Origin of the sequence: Paenibacillus melissococcoides, assembly GCA_944800085.1 — a bacterium.
In the GTDB taxonomy this organism is placed as follows: domain Bacteria; phylum Bacillota; class Bacilli; order Paenibacillales; family Paenibacillaceae; genus Paenibacillus_B; species Paenibacillus_B melissococcoides.
Genome location: CALYLO010000014.1, coordinates 1 through 21710, shown reverse-complemented (window position 1 = coordinate 21710; position 21710 = coordinate 1). Strand labels below are relative to the sequence as shown.

The 21710-nt window shown below is 52.8% G+C and carries 27 protein-coding genes; all 27 read right to left on the bottom strand.

Features of this window, described 5'->3' with window-relative positions:
- Positions 1 to 13: 13 nt before the first annotated feature.
- Positions 14 to 2032 (bottom strand): DUF3672 domain-containing protein, encoded by a 2019-nt coding sequence (locus OCY70_RS31225; RefSeq protein ID WP_261948868.1) that lies wholly within the window; start codon positions 2030 to 2032, stop codon positions 14 to 16.
- 4 nt (positions 2033 to 2036) lie between these two features.
- The gene (locus tag OCY70_RS31220) at positions 2037 to 2396 is read right to left on the bottom strand and encodes a DUF6711 family protein (protein WP_213430979.1); all 360 of its coding nucleotides are present in this window, start codon (positions 2394 to 2396) and stop codon (positions 2037 to 2039) included.
- A gap of 8 nt (positions 2397 to 2404) precedes the next feature.
- Positions 2405 to 4942 (bottom strand): hypothetical protein, encoded by a 2538-nt coding sequence (locus OCY70_RS31215; protein ID WP_261948867.1) that lies wholly within the window; start codon positions 4940 to 4942, stop codon positions 2405 to 2407.
- A 39-nt stretch (positions 4943 to 4981) separates the two neighbouring features.
- A complete protein-coding gene (locus OCY70_RS31210) occupies positions 4982 to 5362 on the bottom strand; it encodes a Gp15 family bacteriophage protein (RefSeq protein WP_249725455.1) in 381 nt (126 codons plus the stop codon).
- Positions 5322 to 5642 (bottom strand): hypothetical protein, encoded by a 321-nt coding sequence (locus OCY70_RS31205; RefSeq protein WP_213429998.1) that lies wholly within the window; start codon positions 5640 to 5642, stop codon positions 5322 to 5324. The genes OCY70_RS31210 and OCY70_RS31205 overlap by 41 nt, the downstream gene beginning before the upstream one ends.
- A complete protein-coding gene (locus OCY70_RS31200) occupies positions 5642 to 6103 on the bottom strand; it encodes a phage tail tube protein (protein WP_213429997.1) in 462 nt (153 codons plus the stop codon). The genes OCY70_RS31205 and OCY70_RS31200 overlap by 1 nt, the downstream gene beginning before the upstream one ends.
- A gap of 9 nt (positions 6104 to 6112) precedes the next feature.
- Positions 6113 to 6502: a phage tail terminator protein gene (locus tag OCY70_RS31195; RefSeq protein WP_213429996.1), complete on the bottom strand. Its 390-nt coding sequence runs from the start codon at positions 6500 to 6502 to the stop codon at positions 6113 to 6115.
- Positions 6499 to 6882 carry a minor capsid protein gene (locus OCY70_RS31190; RefSeq protein ID WP_213429995.1) on the bottom strand — a complete coding sequence of 128 codons (384 nt, stop codon included), beginning with the start codon at positions 6880 to 6882 and terminating at the stop codon, positions 6499 to 6501. Before OCY70_RS31190 ends, OCY70_RS31195 begins: the two co-directional genes overlap by 4 nt.
- Positions 6882 to 7202, bottom strand: a complete 321-nt coding sequence (locus OCY70_RS31185; RefSeq protein ID WP_213429994.1) for a hypothetical protein — start codon at positions 7200 to 7202, stop codon at positions 6882 to 6884. Before OCY70_RS31185 ends, OCY70_RS31190 begins: the two co-directional genes overlap by 1 nt.
- Positions 7202 to 7567, bottom strand: a complete 366-nt coding sequence (locus OCY70_RS31180) for a hypothetical protein (protein ID WP_213429993.1) — start codon at positions 7565 to 7567, stop codon at positions 7202 to 7204. The genes OCY70_RS31185 and OCY70_RS31180 overlap by 1 nt, the downstream gene beginning before the upstream one ends.
- Before the next feature lie 8 nt (positions 7568 to 7575).
- A complete protein-coding gene (locus OCY70_RS31175) occupies positions 7576 to 7836 on the bottom strand; it encodes a hypothetical protein (protein WP_213429992.1) in 261 nt (86 codons plus the stop codon).
- On the bottom strand, positions 7836 to 8054 hold the full coding sequence (locus tag OCY70_RS31170) for a hypothetical protein (RefSeq protein ID WP_213429991.1): 219 nt from the start codon (positions 8052 to 8054) through the stop codon (positions 7836 to 7838). The genes OCY70_RS31175 and OCY70_RS31170 overlap by 1 nt, the downstream gene beginning before the upstream one ends.
- A gap of 14 nt (positions 8055 to 8068) precedes the next feature.
- On the bottom strand, positions 8069 to 9022 hold the full coding sequence (locus tag OCY70_RS31165) for a major capsid protein (protein WP_213429990.1): 954 nt from the start codon (positions 9020 to 9022) through the stop codon (positions 8069 to 8071).
- A 22-nt stretch (positions 9023 to 9044) separates the two neighbouring features.
- Positions 9045 to 9629 carry a phage scaffolding protein gene (locus tag OCY70_RS31160; RefSeq protein ID WP_213429989.1) on the bottom strand — a complete coding sequence of 195 codons (585 nt, stop codon included), beginning with the start codon at positions 9627 to 9629 and terminating at the stop codon, positions 9045 to 9047.
- Positions 9630 to 9856: 227 nt separating this feature from the next.
- Complete coding sequence (locus OCY70_RS31155) at positions 9857 to 11095, bottom strand: phage minor capsid protein (RefSeq protein WP_213429988.1); 1239 nt, start codon at positions 11093 to 11095, stop codon at positions 9857 to 9859.
- Positions 11092 to 12597 carry a capsid protein gene (locus OCY70_RS31150; RefSeq protein ID WP_261945125.1) on the bottom strand — a complete coding sequence of 502 codons (1506 nt, stop codon included), beginning with the start codon at positions 12595 to 12597 and terminating at the stop codon, positions 11092 to 11094. The genes OCY70_RS31155 and OCY70_RS31150 overlap by 4 nt, the downstream gene beginning before the upstream one ends.
- 4 nt (positions 12598 to 12601) lie before the next feature.
- Positions 12602 to 13999, bottom strand: coding sequence for a phage terminase large subunit (gene terL, locus OCY70_RS31145; protein WP_213429986.1), 1398 nt, complete (start codon positions 13997 to 13999; stop codon positions 12602 to 12604).
- The gene (locus OCY70_RS31140) at positions 13992 to 14555 is read right to left on the bottom strand and encodes a terminase small subunit (RefSeq protein WP_261945126.1); all 564 of its coding nucleotides are present in this window, start codon (positions 14553 to 14555) and stop codon (positions 13992 to 13994) included. The genes terL and OCY70_RS31140 overlap by 8 nt, the downstream gene beginning before the upstream one ends.
- Before the next feature lie 44 nt (positions 14556 to 14599).
- On the bottom strand, positions 14600 to 14941 hold the full coding sequence (locus OCY70_RS31135) for a type II toxin-antitoxin system HicB family antitoxin (RefSeq protein ID WP_213429985.1): 342 nt from the start codon (positions 14939 to 14941) through the stop codon (positions 14600 to 14602).
- 34 nt (positions 14942 to 14975) lie between these two features.
- Positions 14976 to 15212: a type II toxin-antitoxin system HicA family toxin gene (locus OCY70_RS31130; protein WP_213429984.1), complete on the bottom strand. Its 237-nt coding sequence runs from the start codon at positions 15210 to 15212 to the stop codon at positions 14976 to 14978.
- 88 nt (positions 15213 to 15300) lie between these two features.
- Positions 15301 to 15918 (bottom strand): hypothetical protein, encoded by a 618-nt coding sequence (locus OCY70_RS31125; RefSeq protein WP_249725452.1) that lies wholly within the window; start codon positions 15916 to 15918, stop codon positions 15301 to 15303.
- Positions 15919 to 16112: 194 nt separating this feature from the next.
- On the bottom strand, positions 16113 to 16757 hold the full coding sequence (locus tag OCY70_RS31120; RefSeq protein WP_213429983.1) for a DUF1492 domain-containing protein: 645 nt from the start codon (positions 16755 to 16757) through the stop codon (positions 16113 to 16115).
- Positions 16758 to 16798: 41 nt separating this feature from the next.
- Positions 16799 to 18175, bottom strand: coding sequence for a DEAD/DEAH box helicase (locus tag OCY70_RS31115; RefSeq protein WP_213429982.1), 1377 nt, complete (start codon positions 18173 to 18175; stop codon positions 16799 to 16801).
- On the bottom strand, positions 18172 to 18453 hold the full coding sequence (locus OCY70_RS31110; RefSeq protein WP_213429981.1) for a VRR-NUC domain-containing protein: 282 nt from the start codon (positions 18451 to 18453) through the stop codon (positions 18172 to 18174). Before OCY70_RS31110 ends, OCY70_RS31115 begins: the two co-directional genes overlap by 4 nt.
- 278 nt (positions 18454 to 18731) lie before the next feature.
- Entirely contained in the window at positions 18732 to 20291 is a 1560-nt protein-coding gene (locus OCY70_RS31105; protein WP_315973946.1) for a virulence-associated E family protein, read from the bottom strand.
- Between the two features lie 401 nt (positions 20292 to 20692).
- Positions 20693 to 20968: a hypothetical protein gene (locus OCY70_RS35905; RefSeq protein WP_315973945.1), complete on the bottom strand. Its 276-nt coding sequence runs from the start codon at positions 20966 to 20968 to the stop codon at positions 20693 to 20695.
- Positions 20969 to 21248: 280 nt separating this feature from the next.
- Entirely contained in the window at positions 21249 to 21521 is a 273-nt protein-coding gene (locus OCY70_RS31100; RefSeq protein WP_261948866.1) for a hypothetical protein, read from the bottom strand.
- Positions 21522 to 21710: the final 189 nt, after the last annotated feature.

Below are 21710 nucleotides of genomic sequence, written 5' to 3'. Positions count from 1 at the left end.
CTACATATTACCACTACGGAGTAGATGTCGTAAATGTTCCGCCCCAGTTCTGATTATTCTTATTACCGTGGTTATGGGTTCCGATGTTTACCGTGTGAGTGTGTGAATAGACATAGTTCCAAATTGATCTAAGTTCATCACGGAGTCCGCTGATATCTCCAATACCCAGCCCTGAAACAGAAGAGCGGAATGTAATCGGGCCTTGCACATATATCGAACCAAATGAAGACAAAAACATGTCTCTGTTGGCGTGGAGCTGGAACAACGAGCTATCCCCATTGATAGAGCCGACTAAGCCGCTGCTATCGTAGAACTGTATGGCGTTCATGTTGTAACCGTCTCGGCTTATCGCGATCCGCTGCCTATTCGAACTGTCATAGGTGCGCCATCCATTCGCGTCCAGTTCAATCCTCGCTCCAGACTCTGCCGTTTTGATTCTAGCGCCAGTAATGACCCCCCCGATAATCGAGGCCGCCGTAATCGTCCCACTGAATGTACCATCCACACCGACCAGCGTCCCCGTAAAAGTCCCGCCGGCCGCCTGAAGGTCACCCTGGAATGTCCCCCGGGCCGCTCGAAGCTCACCGCTGAAATCTCCATCTACACCTCGGAGGGTTCCGGTAAACGTGCCGCCTGCAGCCTGAAGGTTGCCCGAAAAGATGCCGTCCACGGCTTCCAGCGTCCCGTTGAATTTAAACTTGCGACTCGGTATGTCGAACCACAAGGCGCGGCTGCCGTTCGCGTAGAAGCTTAATTCCTCGCCATTCAAGACGCCTTTATAAAGATGGTCTTCCCGTTCGACGACGATCCCCTCGGTTCGGCTGTGCGTCACGCCGTAATACGGCTTGCCGTACCGGACCGTGTTTTGATTGAGGCGGTTTACTTGCTGTGTCAGACTACCTTCGAGATTAAATTCGCTGCGTTGCTCGGAAGTAGACGGCGCCTCAATTTTGTGCTTCAGTCCACCCTTGAAACTGAGCGTTTGCCGCAAAATACATGACGTGTAGCGCTGGATGCCATCCCACGGAATATCTGTATCCTCCCAGCTGGTGATCGTCTCGATCCAGCTCCGGCTCTCATGCTGCTCAAAGCCGATCACGTCCCCCTGGTCAAGGTGGGGGAATCCTCGGGAATCCATTGTCAAAGGCAGGTATGATAGCCCGTTCAGCGCGGCCAGCAGGTCATTGACTTGGGCCTGCGTCATAAAAGGATTCTCAAGATACAGCGTGTGATTATCGTCCCCGGTTCCAGCTTCGTAGGTAAGCTGATCCTCGGTATTGTACGTGACAACGATCCGAGTAAAGGTCTTGACCGGGTTCGTCTGTCTCACGCGGACGTAATCCGCCGCGGTCATGTTAAATACAGCAGGAGCGCCGGCAGCAAAACGCTTGAAGCGCATAATGCCATCCTTGCCCATGTAGATGCTGGCGCCATTGGCCCCCGCGATATAGGCCAGGACTTGGCGGCAGCTATAACCCGCTGGCCCGGCTTGGATCTGATAGGACGGGTTAATGTCCACGCTGCCGTCATACGAAAAGCCCAGGCGCGTGCATATCTCGTCAAATACGGCCTTCTGGGTCGCCGGATATGATAACTGGGAGATATAGGCCACATCTGCCGTAATCAATTTGTCATAGCAGACGTAAGTCCAGACCTCGTTGACCTTCTCGCGAGAATCGATATAGAATTCTCCGAGCGGCAGCCATTCCGTCGCTCCAGCTACCCAAGGAATATTCATTTCCAGCCATGGATACTCTGCATCAAGCCAACTCATGCCGTCCAATGATAACGCAATGTAAGGCTTGACTTGAGCATTCGGGCGGATCGCTTCCGGCAGCCGCAATTTTATGGTCAGCTTGGACGGGATGGCCGTTCCAATTTCAAATTCATCCGCAGCGGCCAGTATATTCTCAACGGTGAATTCGACGATGTTTGCACTGGTGTATTCCTGCCCGTCGATGATGGCCTTGACGATGTACTGCTTGTCATGCCGCTTTAAGTAGTCCGCGAATATTGGTGATATCGGATACATAGCATCACTTCTCCGTCAGGGTTACTTTCAACCCGTTCCAAATGATTTCTGACCCCTTGGCGACTGCAAATGGAGTCGGGCGGTTCCCCACGTAAAAAGTTTTTGTTTCATACTGGCCTGTCATAGGATCGGGATAGGTAACTGGGAAGAATACATTTTCCATTGAACTCAACAACGTTGAAATGGTCGCCCAAGGCAACGGCCCCCAACTCATTTCGATCTGCCGCTTGACTGCGATCCTATCCCGGTTTAGCGTGCCGTCCGCAGTCCTTACGCTGGACTCGCCGTCATCCAGGTCCAAGGCCGTCACGGTAAACTGTGTCGGGTAAGCGGCAATCTCGAGACCATTGATTTTTATCTGCATGATACCTCCTATCTGGCGAACAGCGCGCGTCCTGCTTGCCTCTCCGCGCTTTCTATCGCCCGAGCCGCAATGCGTCCGAACTCTGTTTCGCCAATTTTTAATACCGTTTCTTTTTCTCCGCTGCTCCGGAGCGCCTCAAGAATCAAATACAAGACTTCGATGACTGGCTGGTTGTTCGCCCCGATCATCTCTTGCAGCTTAGATAGCGGGCTGATAACCTCCGGGTCAGCGGCCGCCCCCTTGTTGTCTCCGACCATCGCGAGCGTTGGGCCATAGGCCAGCCCGCCCTTCGCAAGCTTAGGAATTTCAGGAACAGTAAAACCTAGGCTCTTTCCCCCAATACCAGGTACCCATTCCGGAATATCAATACTGATTTTATTGACCTGTCGGATCATCCAGTTTAACGCTTCAATAATCATATTGACCGCCCCTTTGAAAATCCCCACAATGGCATCCCCAATGCCGGACATGAAAGTTTTAATCCCTTCCCATGCCTTCTTCCAATTGCCTGTGAACACTCCCGCAATGAAGTCCACGATTCCGCCCAAAGCTTTGATAATTCCTTTTGCCGCATCGATAATCCCGCCAAGAGCAGACTTAATTACTCGTAACACGCCATCAAAGATTTCAGTAAAGATTGGTCCCAACTTTTTCACAAGCCAATTGACAATTGGCATAATGAACTCATTGAAGATTTCCTGTGCTGCGGTGATAAGCTTCCCCACAAAGTTCATGACTTCTTTCACAAGACCTTTCAAATGGTCTTCCCATAAGTCAGTTAAGAATTTAAGCGCCTTTTTCGTGGATGGCCCCAGGAAGTTATCCCATAGGTTATCCCACAGCTCTTTCAGTTTATTGATGGATTCCTTAACGTTATCGACGATTTTCTTGCCCCATTCGTCCCACCAGTCAAAGATAATATCCAGTACGTCCCCAATAATTTTAGAGATGAGCTCCATTGCCGGATCCACCGCATCGCGCCAGATATCATCAAATATCTGTTTGGCTAGGTCAAAGAGACTGCGAAAAATGTCTTGGACTCCGGCGACAAACTCTGAAAGCATTGGCAAGCCTCTTGTGACAAACTTTTCAATATTCGGAAACGCATTGTCCCACAGGCTGGCAAACACTTTCTGCGCACTGTCCCCTAGTCCGGCTATGATGTGCCCGGCAAGCTCAATGCCCCTTTGCCAATTCGGTATTAAACCGGTTTGTATCCAGTTTTTTAACGGCTCGCCCAAAGTCATGATGTCGCGATACACTTTCGCAAACTGCATCTTCCACTGTTCAAGCACCGGAGATATTTCTCCCCAGGCGTTCCGGAACGATGGACCAAATATATTTACAAGAGACATCCATCCTGACTTGATATAGTCCCAAGCTCCGCCAAACGATGACTTGATCGACGCCGCCAGCGCGTCCATCTGTGACTGGATACCCGTGATATCCATATCTGGCACTGCCATTTCAAAGTCACCGGGACCACCCCCGCCACCTCCGCCTGCATCCTCTACGCCTGTGTCCGCTTTAGAGAGGTCTAAGGTGTTGAGCTCGTCGAAGGATGCCAGCGCCCCCTTGGCATCCTTTCCGGCCTTCTTCGCTGCTTTCCCGTATCCGGTTAAGTTCTTTTTCGCCGTCTCGATCCCTTTGGCTGCCTGGTACGACTGTTGATACGTCTTTCCAAATAACGCACTAATAAACGCCGCAATGTATGCCGTGGCCTTAGCCAGCCAACTCATGAGGGCGTTTATTGCTGGCAAGATGGCGTCGTAAATCGGTTGAAAGGCTACCCGCAGGTTGGTCTTGATTGCGTTGAGTGATGCAACGTATTGGGCATTTGTCTTTAATGAGGATCCCAAGTACTCGGTAAAACTCCTCACCGCTTTATATAGCGCGGCAAAAACAAACACCTGTTTAAGGACACGGCTGAATGCCGCCGTAAATTGGTTCCCCATCTTTCCGGCCCTGGTACCGGCGGCCCCGAATGCTCCGCCTGCTCCAGCTGCTGCTTTCGCAGCTTTATCGAGATTCGACCGCATCGGCTTCAGGGGCTTGTTGGCCTGAATCAACTTGCTGCCGAGTTTTTCTACTGGCTTTTCGGCCTGGTCCGCCGCCTTACCCGCGTCCTTGAGCTTGTCTTCCAGTTCCCATATCTTTTGGGCCGTCTTGTCACTGGTCTGCGTGAGCCGCAGCAACGTGCCTTCGGTGTTGATGATCTTCTCCGCAAGCTTGTTCTTTCGCTTATCCGAAAACGCATTTTCATAGGCTTCGTTGAGCTCGGCCAGCTTCCGTTGCTGAACTTCGATTTTCGCGTTCACGTTATCGAGGACGGAAGATAAATCCGCAATCTTTGCCTTAACGGCTCCGGTGTCCACTTTCGGTGCGGCGATGGCTCCTGCCCCCGCGCTCTTCAATCCTTTGAACACGCTGCCGATAGACGCCCGCATCGTAGACGCAAACGAGCCGGCTATATTCGATATCTGCTTGCCGATCGGCTTCTCATCCAGTTCCAGCCCAAGGCTGACCTTGCCCACTTCATCCGACATTCGTTCACCTCCTCGCCGGACAAGCAAAAAGGCATCGTCCTATTGCGGAGATGCCCCGAATGCCTGCTTTATCATGTTCTGGAATTCTTGCACGGCGGCCGCCGCTTCCTCATCAGTCCATTGGGCTTGTTTCAGCCCCCTGGTGCGCCACTCGTTCCGGATTTTCTTCTGCTCCGGTGTGAAATGTTTCAACTTTTCCCGATCATTCTCCGATCGGATACGCACAATCTGACCGAGCGGCGTCTCCGGCATGATACCCGCGAGAAGCGTGCAAAACTCATCCCAGGTCATATCCGACTCTGCCCGAAGCCGAATGCCATACTGCGCGGCAATGGACGCCTCTATCAGGCTCCAGTCTTCGTACAGGTCATACCATTGTTCAGGTCGTCTCTTGCTTGGCTGCGAGAAATCGGGCCTCAATGACCTCGTAATCCTCGTTCATTGCGCCAGCAAGCGCAGCAATTAAAATAACCTGGTAATCGCCGAATGAAATATCTGATTCGTTAATTTCTTTAACGGCTTCCTTTCCTAGTGCCAGCTCCAGCACTTCGTCCAGGGATCCATCACCGGCATCCATTTTGGCTTGAATGGCAAGGACCGTATTTTTCCGGTTGTCGATCCGATATTCCTTGCCTTCGCCCAGTTTTAGGACCGGTCTCTCGTTTGTCAGTCTGCTTGTAATATCAATTGTTTTTGCCATTACTTACCGCCTCCTGTCCCAGGTGTATATTCCGGCTTGCCATCACTCATAACATCACATTCCAGCGCGGCCACGTTGGTACTGTCACCGGCCCCTGGATTCTTCACGTCAACAATGCAATCAAACGCCAGCTTCGAGCCGTCGGGGAAATTGACCTCAAATTTTGAGCTACAATCTAGGCCACTCTTCCAGGCCGTTGACGCAACGTAATCGTTGCCCGGATCCCCGACATGTCTTTTACCGTTGAGTGAGAGGGTAAACCCCTTTCCGGTCATCAGGCGCCGCGTCCAGCCTTCGGTATCCATCGGCGTCCACTCCTCCGTGTTGCCATCGATGGAGATGCTGAAGCTTTCCATGTCCTTGATGATGGCCATTTCTTGGGCTGTACTCGCCCGGCCTTTCGTGCCGATTTTAAAATCGATATTGAATACGGGGAATACCCCGCTTGTTACTAATGCCATCGCCGTTACCTACCCTTCGTAATAAATGTGTGTTTCAATCACATATTCGTAAATACCTTCACTGTCAGTACCTACGCTGATTGGCTCCGCCTGCGGCAGCCGGAACATGATGACCCTCTTGCCCCCAATCTCGGCTGTCCGGCCGAACAGTGCAGCGTAAACCTCCTGCGCCTTCTGCTCTGCCGTATTGGCATTCCGGCCCCAGTGCACAAGGATGGATACCGCCTTGACCTGGTAACCCGTCGTCTCAACGCCGCCTACGGCCAGACGGACGGGCGCGCCAGTTGTGTTGTAGAGGCCAATGCACTGCTGCTTACTACCGTCAATCTTGCCAATGTACCACTGGGGGCACTCGATGACGGTCTTTAGCCAGTCTCGAACCTCGGCCAAAGTAATCATTTTATCAGCCCCTTCGCTGCCGTCTTCAATAAGCGCGCATAAACTTCCTCGACGAATTTCCGCTTGTCCCCGGCATGATACCGCTCCATCCACTTGCCTTGGGCATTCGGATTTTTATCGGACCTAAAGTTATATTCTGGATGCCAGTACAAGCGGCGCGCATACGGAGTATCGAAGACGATCTTCACTTTGCCTTGGCTAAGTTGTGACGTGTCCACGTGCCCGCTCCGCTCCAGCTCCCCGGTCTGCTTCGGCACGACGGCGGAAGTAACGATGTCCGACTTGACCGCTTCGGCCGTCATCTCCAGGGCCTGCTTCTGCGCCTCGGCCAGCTGCTTGATGGCGCCCTGGTTAATGGTTACTTTCGCTTTTACCCTCATTACATCAACTCCAGCTCAGTAGAAAATACAGAGCCGTCCGGATTGCGAGGGCGACGCGTGCGGAAGATGTTTTTCTGCTCGGTGCCGATCTCCACAAAGCCCTCGATTGTCTTGCCTGGACGGATATCGCCTTCGATAACAATCAACCCGGAGAGCAGCACCAGGCGGCGCTCCGCGTCGAGAACCTGCCTGGACTTCTCGTCATAACAACAGAGCCCATCGAAGATTAAATCCTCGACAGGCTCGCCGTCTTCTGACAATTCCGTTTGGTAGACTTTGACCGGAGTAACCTGGTTCCATTTTGGAAACGGAAATCTCATCACCAGATCCCCCTATGCGTCAAGCCGGTTGACATGAGCAGGTTTATTACCTCATCCGATGTATGCACGCCACGGGCTCCCGTTGCAGCCTTGAAGCTCATGGACGTGCTGCCGGCACTGTATCCGGATATGGGCATGGTCAGATAATCCCCGTACCTAAATACAAAATCCGCCTGCTGGCATACGGCCTTGGTTACATTGGTACGCTGAAAAGGCGTGAGGTTATCAAAGCCCCACGCCACAATGCGGTTATATGTCAGCCGATCAACTTGGTCAGACGCCCGGCCAAGAGCCTTATCCAACTGTTCAGCAGGGATCAGCCCATCGCCGTACCGATCATAATCGGCTGCCGTTGCATAAGTCATGTGATCACCTACTTGTCGCCCTTGGGCTTCTTGCCATTCGTCTTCTCAGGAGCTTCCGGCTCTTTTTCCGGTGTTTCGGCCGGGGGCTCGCCTGTCTTGTCATCCGCCCCTTCCGGTTCCTTTTCCGGTTCCGATCTCTCTATGAAATACCCGCGGTCCTCAAACCATCGAAGCAAATGAGGATTGTCCGTCTCGCCCACTCCATTTACAAACGGGACGCTTGCGGACACACCAGTATATTGCTGGTTAGGCGCGTATACTTTCGCCATTATTCCGCACCGCCTTCCGTCCCGCCGCCATTCAGCGGCTCAGGTACGCCGGGGTTTGCAGCATCAGGCAGCACCGTCCCGAATCGTTCTGTTTTTCTAATGTTGTCGTATCCATCATCTGTTTTTTCACCTAAAGCATCAGGCGTTTTTGCACCCAGCGCCTTACCAACGTAATAGCCGTTGACATAACCGTTCGCAAGATCGTCTTTATACTTCATCGACTTATCCCTCCTTACTTGACTTTGAGTTTACGCATTACCCCGGCTGCCTTCGTTGCCTTGAGCGCCACGGCGGCCACCATCTCGACCTCGCCTGTCTTAACCGCTCCCGATGTCGTATAATCCGGCAACCATGTGCGTACAGGCGGTTGCCCCGACATCGACACCCCATGAAAACCATCCAAGCCTAATCGTACCGCGTACAACGATGTCTCACCTGACGCATTCGTGCCAACAACCGGATCATTGGTGCCGGACTTTTCTCCAAGGTCAATAAGTGGTGTTTCGTTGTACTTTTCGACTTGCCGGCCGAAATCATCACGAGTGATCGTATACATGCCAGCACGGCGGGCACATGCGCGAATTTTAGCGATCAACTTCAGGTTACCCATGATGACGGACGGTGTGCCGTCCAGCCCCATCAAAAACTCATCCAGTTGATCTAAAAACACCTTGTAATTTTTATCTACTGCATCAGATGTTGACAAATCGATGGCTGCCCCCGGAATGTACTCCGTGCTGGAGCCAGCTAGGGCCTTTTCCAGTCCGTCAAACGCCTTTGCATCGACAGCACTGTCGCCATTGATTACGGTGTCGTTAAACAAAGCTTGCGCCGCCTTCACTTTCTGCTGCATCTGCAACGTAACCTCATTAACGATCCCGCCCATGCCCGCAATAATACGGTCAATCTTAAATGTGCCCCCGAATACTTTCAGATCAACGGTATAGCGTTGCTTACTAACTTCTTGTGGAGTGTACTCCTCGTTGACGGCACGGAATGCGGCTGTCGGCTGTGTAATCAAACGTGTATAGCCATATGTCAGCGTCGCTCCTCCGCCTGTCGGGGAAACGGCGTCATCGAATGTCAGATTGTCGAGTAGGAAGTTATTTTTACGAAACTCATCAATAACTCCGATTTGTAGGGCGTCCTGAACATTTTTCTGTGCTTCTTGTAATGTTACTGCCATGTTGATCACCTATCCTTATCAATTATTGTTTGAAATGTGAAGCGATAGCTTCGGCCAATGACACAGGCTTGTTATTAGGTGGAGTGCCTTCGCCGTTCCCGCCAACCTTAAATCCCGGCTGCTGTTGTTGCTGCTGGGTCTCTTCAGTCTTGAACAAGAACCCCTTATGCTCTTGCAGGTCCTTCAGTTGCTCCTCCAGTCCGACCACCTTATCACCGTCAATGACTAGCTTGGACTTGTCAAACAGGCCTGTAACCAGTGCCTCATCATGGACTTTCCCAGACAGCGCCGACTTGATGGCATTGGTCAACGTCAGTTCCTTCAGGTCGGATTCGTATTTCTCCTTGGCCGTCTTGTTTTCAACCTGCAACTGCTCGATCTGCTTCTTCAACTCCTCGGACAGGCCCGCAGCCTTGCCCAGGTCCTCGATCTGCTTATCGCGATCAGCGACATCCTTCTCGGCTTTCTTCTTGGCCTCTGCCGCCTCGTTATATTTGTCCTTTGGAACAAAGTGCATCGGCAGCTCTTTACGAACCTCTGCGTCAATTTTTTCGATCTCTGTATCCGCAATGCCTAACTTTTGCAACAGTACTTTAAGCCAATCCATGTATTAACGCCTCCAATGATTTTTATAGCTGCTCTCCAGCTTAGGGAGTTGACCGTTATGCTCCGGCCAATGAGCATGCCTAGTTTAAAGCCATACGACAGGGCAAAGAAAAAGCCGCTCACTTGAGCGACCAATTACTTTCTATATGGCAAGGCTAAGACGAAAGCTATCGGAGAGGCTACAATCCTATAAGCCGCATGAAATGTCTGCGTAAATTTTTCCCACACCTATATCCCCCCTGTTCGTAATTCGACACGTTCCCTACGACGCATACGCCGGAGCTCAGGATGATCCGCCAGGTGCTGCTTCAGCCGCTCGGTCCACTCTTCCACCTTCGCGGCGTATTTCTCCTGGTTCGCGTCATCAAGGGATCCGGCCTCCAGGCGCTTGTATCGGCGTATCTGGCGCTCGATGTAACGCTGCCGCTGTTCGGCCTCGTAGTTGCGCTTGGCCGTTTCTTCGTCGACGGGAGGCGGCAGCTGCGTGATGCCTTGAAAGAATGTCGCCAAGGTGTGCCGGCAATTGGGATGGAATGCGCCTTGTTCCATTGCATACGACAGCAGCAAATAGCCGGTATCCCGGGACAACTCGGCAGCCCGATCCTTGGAAAGTGACGTGTACACGTCATCAATCATGACCGTACCTTGATATGGCATACACCACGGCGAGCAGTTATCATGCGCCGACATAATCACCGTATAAATGCCCCACTCGTCGCGCTTTTTACCCTCACCTAAGAACGTCGCTCGCTGCGACGCCGTCCGCAGGGCCATCTCCGCATAGGCCGGTATCGTAGCGCGGCGGCCGTTTGAATAGGTGATGCAATCGATGCCGCGCTCCAAAAATTCCTTTGTGGCAGCATCGATCGCCTGGTCGAGGGTTTTAGCCCCGGCAGTCATATGCACCTCGGCCTTGTAAATCACCTGCCGATACACGTCATCCATCCGGCGGAGTACACCATGCTGGGCCTTCTTCAGGTCGTTCTTGACCGTCTCCTGGAGCGCGCCGAGCTTCTTCTCGTTAACGCCGAAAAAATCCGACTCCGGCGGCGCCTTCGGCAGCTCCACATTGGGACGAGGCTCCGGCGACGGAAGCGGCGGCCGGAAGTCCTCGGGAAAGTCGATTTCCCCTGTCGATACAATGCGCTGCTTGCCGAATGGCTTTAAAAAGAAATTGACGACCCGACCCCATAACCGCTCGAATCGGCTTTCACCCTCTGCGAAGCTTGACGCCAGCACATCATCGACCAGCTGCTCGGCCCCCCTGCCTGTGCTCTCAACAATTCGCTTGTTGGTCTTCCTGTACTGCCGGAGGTTCCGCAGCTTGGCACGCTGCCACTGTTCGAACTGGAATCCTACTTTCTGTTCTTCCGTCTTGTGCCTGGACAAGTTGCGGCGCATTGAATTGACCAGATTGATCGTCATCTCGTCGAATATGGCCCGGATATCGTATGGGCTCTTGCTCATTCTTCCTCACCAGCTTCAGGATCCGGCGGATCGTCGTGCTCCCCGACCTGCGGCTCATCCATGCTTGTGAGACCCTGCTCTTCCTTCAGGCGGGCCACCTCTTCAGCCTTTTGCTCATCGGTCCAGGTGTCGCCATACAATTCCTCGACCACCTGCTCGATGCTCATGATGCCATATGTTTTAGCCTTACCTACCGTTTCCACGACGCTATCAAACGACGGAGAGGCATACTCCCCAAAGGTCACCGCTGCCTGATATTCCCCCGCGCTGCGGTTTCGCATCGTGTCATATACCTTCAGGACCGTATCGACCAGCTGCGGGATAACCTCATTCAGCCGCTCTATGATCTTGTTTCGAGTATAAAGCGTGGCCTTTTCCTTCTCGCGCTGCGCCTCGGCGTTGTCCAATTTTTTTAAATCGATGCCGAGGGTGGACGGGCTAATGATGCCCTGCAAGCACATATCCAACGCGCTGGCATACGACGCTACGAATGCCTCATATAGGATCTGCGGCTGAACCATCGTTATTTGTCCCTTGGCATCTTCAACCATTACACTGTTCAGCTTGGTAAATTGATTATCAAACGGGTTCGGCCGCATTAGTGAGCCGTCTTTTGGATTCTTAGGGATCAGGTCCTCCGGAATGTATTTCTGCACCCGCCCGGCGCGGATGGCGTCAACCCACTGGCTGATCACCTCGTCCAGCGCGTCAAAGCTATCGGCCTTCGAGTCAAATATCGACTTGCCCCGCCCCTTCCACTTCTTCGACCTAAAGAAAGCCAACGGCACGGCCATAATAAAGTCGCCGTCATACGTCACATCTGCCAGCTCTGCCGTCTCCGGCACAGTTGAGAGCGGAACTTCCTTGCCTTCGGAGTTGAGCAGCCGATACCGGATATAGCCCCGGCCGAATGTCTCCTCTAGGCGGTAATCCTTATCCCTGTGAACGTAATCCGTGAAGAAAAGAACCTCCTGCAGCCGGCCCCTGGTGCGCCTGTAGTCCACCCGCTCACCGCTGTAAAATTCGATGATCGGGAACTGCGTAACGTCCATGTCGACGGTGATTTTAAAAGCCCCATCGCCTGTGACCAACGTCTCGATGATGGATTCACCCACCAGCTCGTCAAAGTCGTTGTCGTCGCTGATATCGGCCCATAAGTCTGTTTGCTCCTGGCTCTTAAGCTCGACGCCGTCCAGGTCGGCGACCACGATATCAGACAGCCGCTCGGCCACCATGGCGGGCAACCCGGAATGTATCTTTCTGATTGACAAGTCGGCGCTGGGCACCGCCGCCCAAAATCGGGACTTGCTCACCGCGTCCAGCGCTGTCTGCTTGTAAAACTGGTCCAGCTCGGACGGATCGCCCCTGTACCAGAGCCGGTTCCGCAGCACGTTGGTCTGATAGCTGAGCGGCTCTGTAATCGTGATGACCCTATTTTCCGGCGCCGGATTGATGCGCAGCATCTTCATGATCATGTTTTTCACCCCCGTCCATAAGCCCATAATCTCAACCCCCATTCAGCAAATACATTGTTTCGGCCACGCCCGTTGTAGCATCCGGCGCATCGTCATGCTTGTTCTCGCCTTCCCGCTGATACGATGTCATGGCCTTGTAATACTCCGGCCAGCGGTCCCGCCAGTTCACCGGATAGTAAATGTGATTCATAACCCAGGTTGCATTGGACACGATCCTAGCAATCTTGTTCTTGCTCTGGTGGAACCAGCTCACGTCCGTTCGGTTGCTCCGGTGCTCCTCCTCCAGGAGCCGCTTCACGTTCCGAGCAAACGCCCGGCCGCCGTTGTTCGACTCGATGCGGGCCTTGTTGACTTGACACGAAAAAAGAGCCTTCGCGACAGCGGGCTCTGTAATCTCCATTGGTTCCTTCGTGTATATGACATCCAGGATATACGCCTCTTTGTTGTATACGCCCCAGATGATGTTGCATAGGTAGTCGGCTCCTTGGTCGGCGGAGTCACAGTAAGCGTAAATGCCGCTGAACAGCGGATTGCCGCTGGCGTCCTTCGGCAGCCGCTCGTATGTCTTGAAGCTGCTGTACAGCTTGCCTTTGATGTCGATCGGGATCTGCTGATAGTTCGCGCTGGCGATATCTTCGCCCATGGCCCGAACCTTCATGTCATACGACTCGCGGGAAAGGATATCAGGGCACAACATCGTACCGTCGTCTTGCAGCGCCTTCATGCTCAAATGGCGGACTTTCTTGCGCTCCTCCTTGAAGTGCTCAAGCGCACGGCCGGCCAGGTCGCCGGTTGCCCACCGTGTCATGATAATGATGATCTTGCCGCCTTCTTCGAGACGGGACAGCATGGTATTGGTAAACCAATCCCAATGCTTCTCCAGCGTTTTCTCGTTAGCGGCTTCCTCGGCGTTCTTGATAAGGTCATCAATCATAAGGATCGTAGCCCCGAAGCCGGTCGCCGTACCAGTCGGAGACGTGGCGAGATAGTTGTTATATCCACCTTCCAGGCTCCACAGGTTCATTGCCCCATCGCCACGTTTGATTCTCACGCCCGGGAAGATGTCGCTGTAAACAATCTTGTCCTTGTCTGCCTTCTCGGTACTGATACCGTCCCGAACAGCCTTCGAGAACGTCGTGGACAATGTCTCGTTATACGATCCGGTCATGACCTTCTCCTGCTGATTCTTCCCGTATACCCATTGGGCGAACATGGAGGCCGTCCTGGACTTACCATGTCGAGGCGGGAGGTTAATGATTAGGATATCATCGTCGGAACCGTAAAAATCCTGCATTTCGCCGCACAGCTCGCCTAGAAATGCCCGATCATCCCGGTAAAAGTCCGGCGCCATCGCCTGACAAAAGTAAAAAAACTCGCGGGAAGCGAGCTCAATAAGGGCATAACGTTTGATTGTCTCCAAGTCAACCATTGCGAATCAACTTCCGTAGTTCGTCGGTGGTCAGGCCCTGAAGCGGGTTCACATCCATACTACCGCTGTGCTCCACCTTGTCCTTGAACATACCAAGATGTCGGCCAATCTTCTCCAGCGCTGACACCTTGTCATGGAGCTTGAAGGCGATGCCTTCCCTCGTGTGCTTAACCTCAGAGATAACCGCACCGTCCACCTGGTCGCTCGGCTTCAGCTCGATCACGTCTTGATAGCCAAACACTGGAACCTCCTCATCGTCCACAGTTTCATAGCCAACCACTGCGCGTTCAGTCCGGAACGAGAGATAGCTTTTAATGTCCGCAAAGCCGATCTTCGCAAGTTCTTGCAATACCCTATCCTGGGTTATCTCCGTCCGCTTCTCTCGTCGTTCCATCGCCTCTTGAATCGCCTTCTGGATGTCTGGTTTTGTCAGGTTCTCCGCCCCTATCTTCCGCGCCGTTTTCGCGCTATACCCCGCCCTGATTGCCGCCTGTGTGGCATTGAGGTCTATCAGGTACTCTTGCACAAATGCCTTCTGCTTGGCCGTCAATGCCATGTTATCAACTCCTTTCGGTGATATGGAAAAGCCGCTGAACTCTGTCAGCGACTCAATTTATAAAGCGCGTATTGATTTAATGACACATTTTCGGCCGCTGCCTTCTCCGCCAAGTGTCGATGTAAGGACTTCGGCATGCGAACAAGGAACTTTCCGCTGTATTCCTCGTCTTCTGGTTCCGGAATAGGATCACCGTACTCCAGCTTTATTTCAATGTGCGTTTTAAATACTTCTTGAAGATCCTTATATGCCTCTTCCCACGTGTTACCGGACGTATGACAGCCATCCAGCTCTTTGACCGATGCCCAATAGCCATCCTCTGTACGCTTTACTTGAAAGGTATATGGCAGGCTCAGGTAATAATTGAGATCCTTTTGCTTTTCCATAATGTTTGGCTTAAGATAGGGGACATAAGGGGAATTACTCCCCCTTATGCTTGTTCAACCTCGTAAGCGCATCTTCCACAGCCTTTGGATGGACTGGATTCTCGCGCTTCACGGTGGTTAAAAGCCCTTGCGCGTTTCGGAAATGATGGTGAGAACCGACTATTCTCACTTCTATGTATCCGGCGTGTTCAAGGGCTTTTTTCACCTCTTGAAAGGTTATCCCTTTTGGTTTCCTCATCATTTTATTGACGAGTTTTTCTATCTTAGCCATGTTTCACCTCCTGTAATTATGATATCACATATAGTATCACATAGTCAAGCAGTGAAAATAGAAAAAGCACCGCGAAGGGTGCTTATTGTTAAAAAACCATATTTTCGTATACTTCTTTTATTTTTGAAATTAGCTCTTCATCACTTTCGACAGGAGGGTAGTCCCTATATACCTCGTCATGTGATTCCAAATGGCTAAGCCACCCTGCCAAAAGTGTGGAGTAGGTACTTGATAAATGGTTTAACCTACTCTTTGCGCCCACATAGCTATTGCCAGCTAGGTAACTTTCTAACCTGACTGCGTATCCATCGCGCAATTCTGCAACCGATCTGAAAGGGATAAGTTTTACTGTTCCATCCCAATCTATTATCAGAACGTTATTCTTGCTATCGTCCCCACTTTTTAATATGTCTCTTAGTTCATCCTTAGTAAACAGCATATTCTTAGGCTTTGTCACACGATGTGCTCTTATATGTATGCTGGGATCTGTTAACCCCTTAGCTCCTCCTACCTTTACCGTTATTCCATCGTCAACTACCCATTCTTCTTTTCTGTGGATATATTCCTCTGCTTCCAGTTTCGAGTTAAAAGTCATATCGTCTTCTTCTAAAATTTTATAAGGTTTTGGGATTGGCCCGAACTTTCCATCTTTCTTAAGCCGATGTGTTTCAATTATTGCTCTTGCAACATTAATAGTAAATTTCATTGTCTCGCCTCCCTTCTTCATTCTTCGACAAAAGAAATGAAAATCCTGCCAATAAGAATACCGCCCCCACAAAGGAGGCGGCTATGGTGAAAGGAGACAATAACGTTAGGTACAATTATTTCACACTACCATAATACCACGGGTAAAACGGGGTTGTCGTCTCGTTCTACTATCGATTTTTTATCATTATTTTCTCATATTTTTATTGGTACAAGGCCGCTAATCAATTTACCATATGCCGCAAGGGCCTGCCGACGCCACTTGTACAGGGTTGGGAGTGATATCCCCATCTCATCTGCGATATCCATCGGCTCTTTAAACTCAATGTACTGAAGGCGAAGTATTCGACCGAACTTACCGCCTAACGTTTCCACAGTGGATTCAAAATACTGCTTCTGTGCTTCGAGCTCCTGCAGCTCGCTTATGCGCTCCAGAACCCCCTCGAAATCGTCCACCTGCCCGCCGCCGCGTGCGTCGATTACCTTTTGGATCTTCCCAGCAAGTTCTTTCAGCAATTTGTCATCCTCCACGTCATTCCCTACGCATTGTCTGACTTCGTTTAGCTGTGCTTGGGTCCCGGCAGGATACCGAGTCAAATAAGCGTGCGCTGTTTGCTCTATTCGCTGTTCATGTTTTGTCAAATACATGTATGACGGTAGCCCTCGTAATTTTTTGTGAAGCTCTTGAAGGCGATCGTCTCCCGCAATGGTCCTTAACAAAATCCCCCCTGTTACGGGGTACGTCTCCAAGACCTTGATCCGCGTTAATAGCCGCTTATATGCAAGCAGCTGCTCTAATGCGTGTTGGTCGGCCGTTTCCTGCTTCGCTAAATTTGTCATTATGAGTCACCCCTGTAATTGAAATTCCCAAGCGCTTGGGATTATGCACTTTTAATCCGCTCTATTCTCGCTTTGACTGCCTGCATAAGGGCCTCCTGGCCGTCTGCCTTTCGCTCCAAGGCTGCTACAGCTTCCTCGTCCATCGTGCCCTCTGCCACCAGCCGCATGACGACGATGCTCCGAGTCTGACCCTGCCGATGGACACGGGCGTTCGCCTGCTGGTCCTCCTCGAGGCTCCATATCTGGTCGTACCAGACCACGGTCTGACAGCTCGACTCCTGCAAGTTGAGGCCATGGCCGGCGCTCTTCGGATGCAGAAGCAGAAGCGGGATCTCGTCGTTGTTCCAGGCCCGGATGTCCTCGTTTCCGTCTTTCCCTTTACGCAATACCCGGGCTTGCGGGAACCGCTCTTGAATCCGGGATAGACTGTGCTGGTAGTTGTAAAACACCATGACCGGCTTGCCCTGCGCCGCCTCGATGATATCCTCCAGTGCCTCCAGCTTGGCGTCATGGATCATCTTAACGCCGCGCTCCTCGTCATAGACGGCACCGGAAGCCATTTGCAGCAGCTTGTTACTCAGCACGGCTGCGGTGCTTGCTACCACGTCAGCGTCGACGTACTCCAGCAGCAGGTCCTCCTCAAGCTTCTCGTAAAGTTCCCTAGCCTTAACCGTCATCTTAACCGGTACGGTCCGGTCGATGCGTTCCGGTAGCTTCAGCCAGTCCTCGGCCTTCATGCTTACTGCGATATCGCTAATTGCCTCGTATATGTGCTGTTCTGACTCCTTTTTCTGCTTCCAGTTGTACACGACATGGCCGCTCCTTTCGCCGGGTGTAAAATACCGTTCGCGATAGCCCGTTATCGTCTTACCAAGGCGCTCACCTTGGTCGAGTAGATAAACCGGGGCCCACAAATCCATAAGGCTGTTCGGTGCCGGTGTTCCAGTCAGGCCGATGACTCGCTTCATCAGCGGCCGGACGCGTCGAAGGGCTTTAAACCTCTTGGCCTGTGGATTTTTAAAACTCGACACCTCGTCAATGACCACCGTATCGAACGGCCACTTGCTGCCATATTCCCCGACCAGCCACTCCACATTCTCGCGATTGATGACGTAGATATCAGCTTCGGCCTTTAATGCCTTCCTCCGTTGCAATGCGGAGCCAAGAACTTTGCTAATGCGTAGGTGTCGAAGATGATCCCACTTCTCAATCTCTCGCGCCCAGGTATCGTCAGCCACGCGCAACGGCGCAATGACCAACACGCGGGCGGCGTCGAAGTAGTCGTTCAACAGCAGGTCGATCGCCGTCAAAGTCGATACCGTTTTCCCAAGACCCATCTCTAGGAACAACGCGATATAAGGTGTATCAAGGATGCGGGACGTCGCATACTCCTGGTACTGGTGCGGCTTATACTTCACTCTCTGCTCACCTCGGCGATGAATCTATCTATGTCATCGTTAGAATCAATCTTGTAAACCTCATGGCCCAACTTCCGCAGCGTCTTTGCCCATTTCTGCTGTAAGGGCTGCAATGGCTTCCCCGGCGCTTTCATTTCGACATATACGGTTCTGCCGCCTGGCAGGATAACAAGCCGGTCAGGCACACCTCGATTCCCGGGACTTACCCATTTCGGGGCCCTCCCGCCTATGCGCTTTACCTCCCGCTCCAGTCGGCGTTCCAGTGTTGACTCTCTCATATCAAACCTCCTAAAATCCGTTGCCGTTTTGCCCTTCACGCACGCGTACTGTTAGAATCGCTATATAGCATAGGGGGCATAGGATCCATATAACCATTAGCCCCTATGCTATTAATAACTCCTTTACTATTAAGGAGATTACGGCAACTTCGGCAACTGTCGCCCGGAACCCTTGGTATGGCTGGTGTCTGGCGGTTGCCGTAATCCGATTTTCCCGGCAACCTATTGGCAACCTCGGCAAATGCTGACGGCAACCTTGGCAACCCCTCGGCAACCATTTACGGCAACCGCTCAAAAACACGCTGGACACCGTATCCTGGAACTTTCGCCTTTCCCGGACGTTCAGCCCATCCTGGGATGCGACGCATGATATCCATGATGTCCTTGCCGTCCCACGGCTTCATATCCCCTCTGCGCTTCCCCAGGCACTCGGTCCATATCTGGGCCGCGCACACACGATCCCGCAGTTGCTCCGTTGGCTCATCCTCCCATTCATCTTCGATAGGAGACTCCAGCCATTCCTGAATGAGTCCTTCACGCGGATCAGACTCCATATGTGCCGCTTGCTGCCGCTCTGCCTCCATGCGGGCCTCGCTGTCCAGCTCCAAGGATTCCCCCGCCTTGAACCAGCTCAAAACCTCCGCCCATATTTGCCGTACCACCTCGTCGGTCAAGTGGTCCCAGTGGCTGTACTCCGCCCGTTCCGGGACAACCTCCACCGGCCAGAAGCGGCGGTTCCCGGTCGCGTCCCTCAGAAAGTCCCGCGTGTTCGTGGTCCCGAAGAAGACGCATTTCCGTGGGAACTCCGACACCTGCCGATCATAGGCCACCCGATACCGGTCTTCTGTCTTGGACAAAAACGCCTTGACCTCTTCGACTTCCGTCCTCTTCATGGCCGACAGCTCGCCAATCTCAAATATCCAGCCGTTCTGCAGATGCTCGCCGGCTTCCTTATTTTCGAACGTCCGCAGGCTGTCGCTAAACCATTCCCGTCCCAGCTTCGCCAGCAGAGAGCTCTTCCCAGCTCCTTGGGGGCCAACAAGCACAAGCATCTGATCAAACTTGCAGCCTGGCCGATACAGCCGGGCCACGGCCGCCAGCAGCATCTTGCGCGTAACCTGCCGCGTGTAATGCGAATCGGCGGCGCCGAGATATGTCACGAATATACGTTCCGCACGCGGCACGCCGTCCCACTCCGTGCTCTCCACGTAAGCCTTGATCGGGTGAAAGGTATTTTTATGAACAACCTCCGTAAAGGCGTTTTGTATGGTCCGGGTTGAATTTATAGTAAATACTTTTGCGAACCAATGCTGGAGCCGCTTATCATCGGCCCCTAGCCACGGCTCATAGAGACGTCCCGGGCGCTCCAGGTTCCGCCACGGCAGCGGCCGCCGGATAACTTCCGAATTGCCGAACGCATCATAAGCGAGCACACCCTTCCAAACGCCGTGAGTCAGGATAAGCTCGACGTTCCCAGCAGTAGGGAGCGGGAAGCCGGTCTTTGGATGACATTCCAACTCGTCTTTCCAGCTGTCGTCCTCCGGCTCCTCTTCCTCCTCGTCAGTACTCGCGAAGTCCTCCGACAGTTCCGCCAGCCGCTCCCGCTTCACTTTCGGATCCTGCGTGGCAAAGGACAGCATGGCCGTATAGCTCGGCAGCTTCGTGACATTCGTCTTCTCGCTGGCCCGATCGTCCAACTGGCCAAAACTTGTGCAGCCGGACCAAGTCGAACGCGTTGGACCTCCCGTCCGCTTGACCGGATCACTCTCATGATGGGAGTAAGCGAACGTGTCATCGTCATAGATGACAAGGCCGCCGTGGCTTCGTCGAGCCGACATGTGTATATCGCGATAGGCTATCATCGACCGGCTCATATACGTCTGGCAGAAACGTGGCTATCGCTTCGCTGATGGAGTAGCACCGGCAGAAACGCCCCTACTACCCCCTCGCTTGGCTCTTGGATCTTCCATCCGCTTGGCCGTCTGCCGCAGCGCCTTATCGCCCTCATGCCGAGGCCACTGAAGTCGGGTCATGCCAGTCCTCATATTGCTCCAGAAACGCCATCGACACCCAACGGCTCGCCCTCGTAGACCCCCAGCACCGGCTCCGCGTCCTTCCGAACATGATGGTAAATACATGAGCCGATGAACGTCGAAGGTCTGTCTTGTCAAAGTAAATCCATGCCGATATTGGTCAGCCAGCTTGCTGCAGGCTGACAGCGGCGTATATCGTCCAGGGCTCATCGGTACGAATCAGCAGGCACAATGAGCCTATATTTTGGGTTGTCCGGGCGGTGGCTATGCGTGGAATAGATCACATAGGCAGTCCCGCCCAGGACAAGCTCCACGGCGAAAAGGAAGTCGTCGTCAGCATGGTCAACGTCCAACGTTATCAGGCTGCGAGTGTCGACGTTCTCTTTTTTTCGGCGCCCGCCACGGACGAGGCCGCCGACGAAAGCAGGCCCGTCCTTGACTTTGCCGCGGCCGATATTGTGCATCTTGTCGTATTCCGCCATCGTCTCCGGTCCGCCGCACCTTCCGCAGCCGATCGACGAACTCCTCCCACGTCAGATATTCCGGCTTCCAATTCGTATCCGCGCGGTGCTTGCCGAATGATATATCTAGTTCCATGATGCCACCTCAGTCCTTTACAGCCGTTTTCCATCTTTTTAATGAGGCCACTTACGGCTCCTGTGTACTTCTCGCCTTGTTCTGGCTCCGCTGCTTTTACCTCATCGAGCGCCACGAGCAGCCCCTTAAAGCACTCCACAGTGCCTCGAAGCGTACCCGGAAACTTCATCGTCCCCTCGCTGCTTGACTGAACCCTTCCCGCAGCTCCTCGAGCTCCTTCTCGACGGCTTCCGGTACCTTCTCCGTCACGGCCACGTCGATCGGCTTCTCCTTCAACTCTTTCTCCAACTGTTTAATCCGGAGTCTGGCCTCCTGAATTTCAGCCTTCAGGCGCGCCTCTTCTTCCTCATCAAAATCCGCCTGCGCTTCCTTCAGCTTCTCGTTGAGCTCCTGCAGGGCTGCGCGCTCCTTCTCCGCCGCCTTCAAACTGCTTCTCAAGCTGCTTTTTCTCTTTGATAACCTTCTGTAATTCTCGTGCTGATTTATCCTCATTCTCGGCAGCGACCTGCTCCGTTCCTCTGCCGGCACTCCGAGTAAACGCAAGCGCCTTTGTATAGCTCAAATTTCCAAGCGCTTGCGAATTTGAACCCTATTCGTCAGCCAAGCGCATGAAGTTGTTCGCAGTGG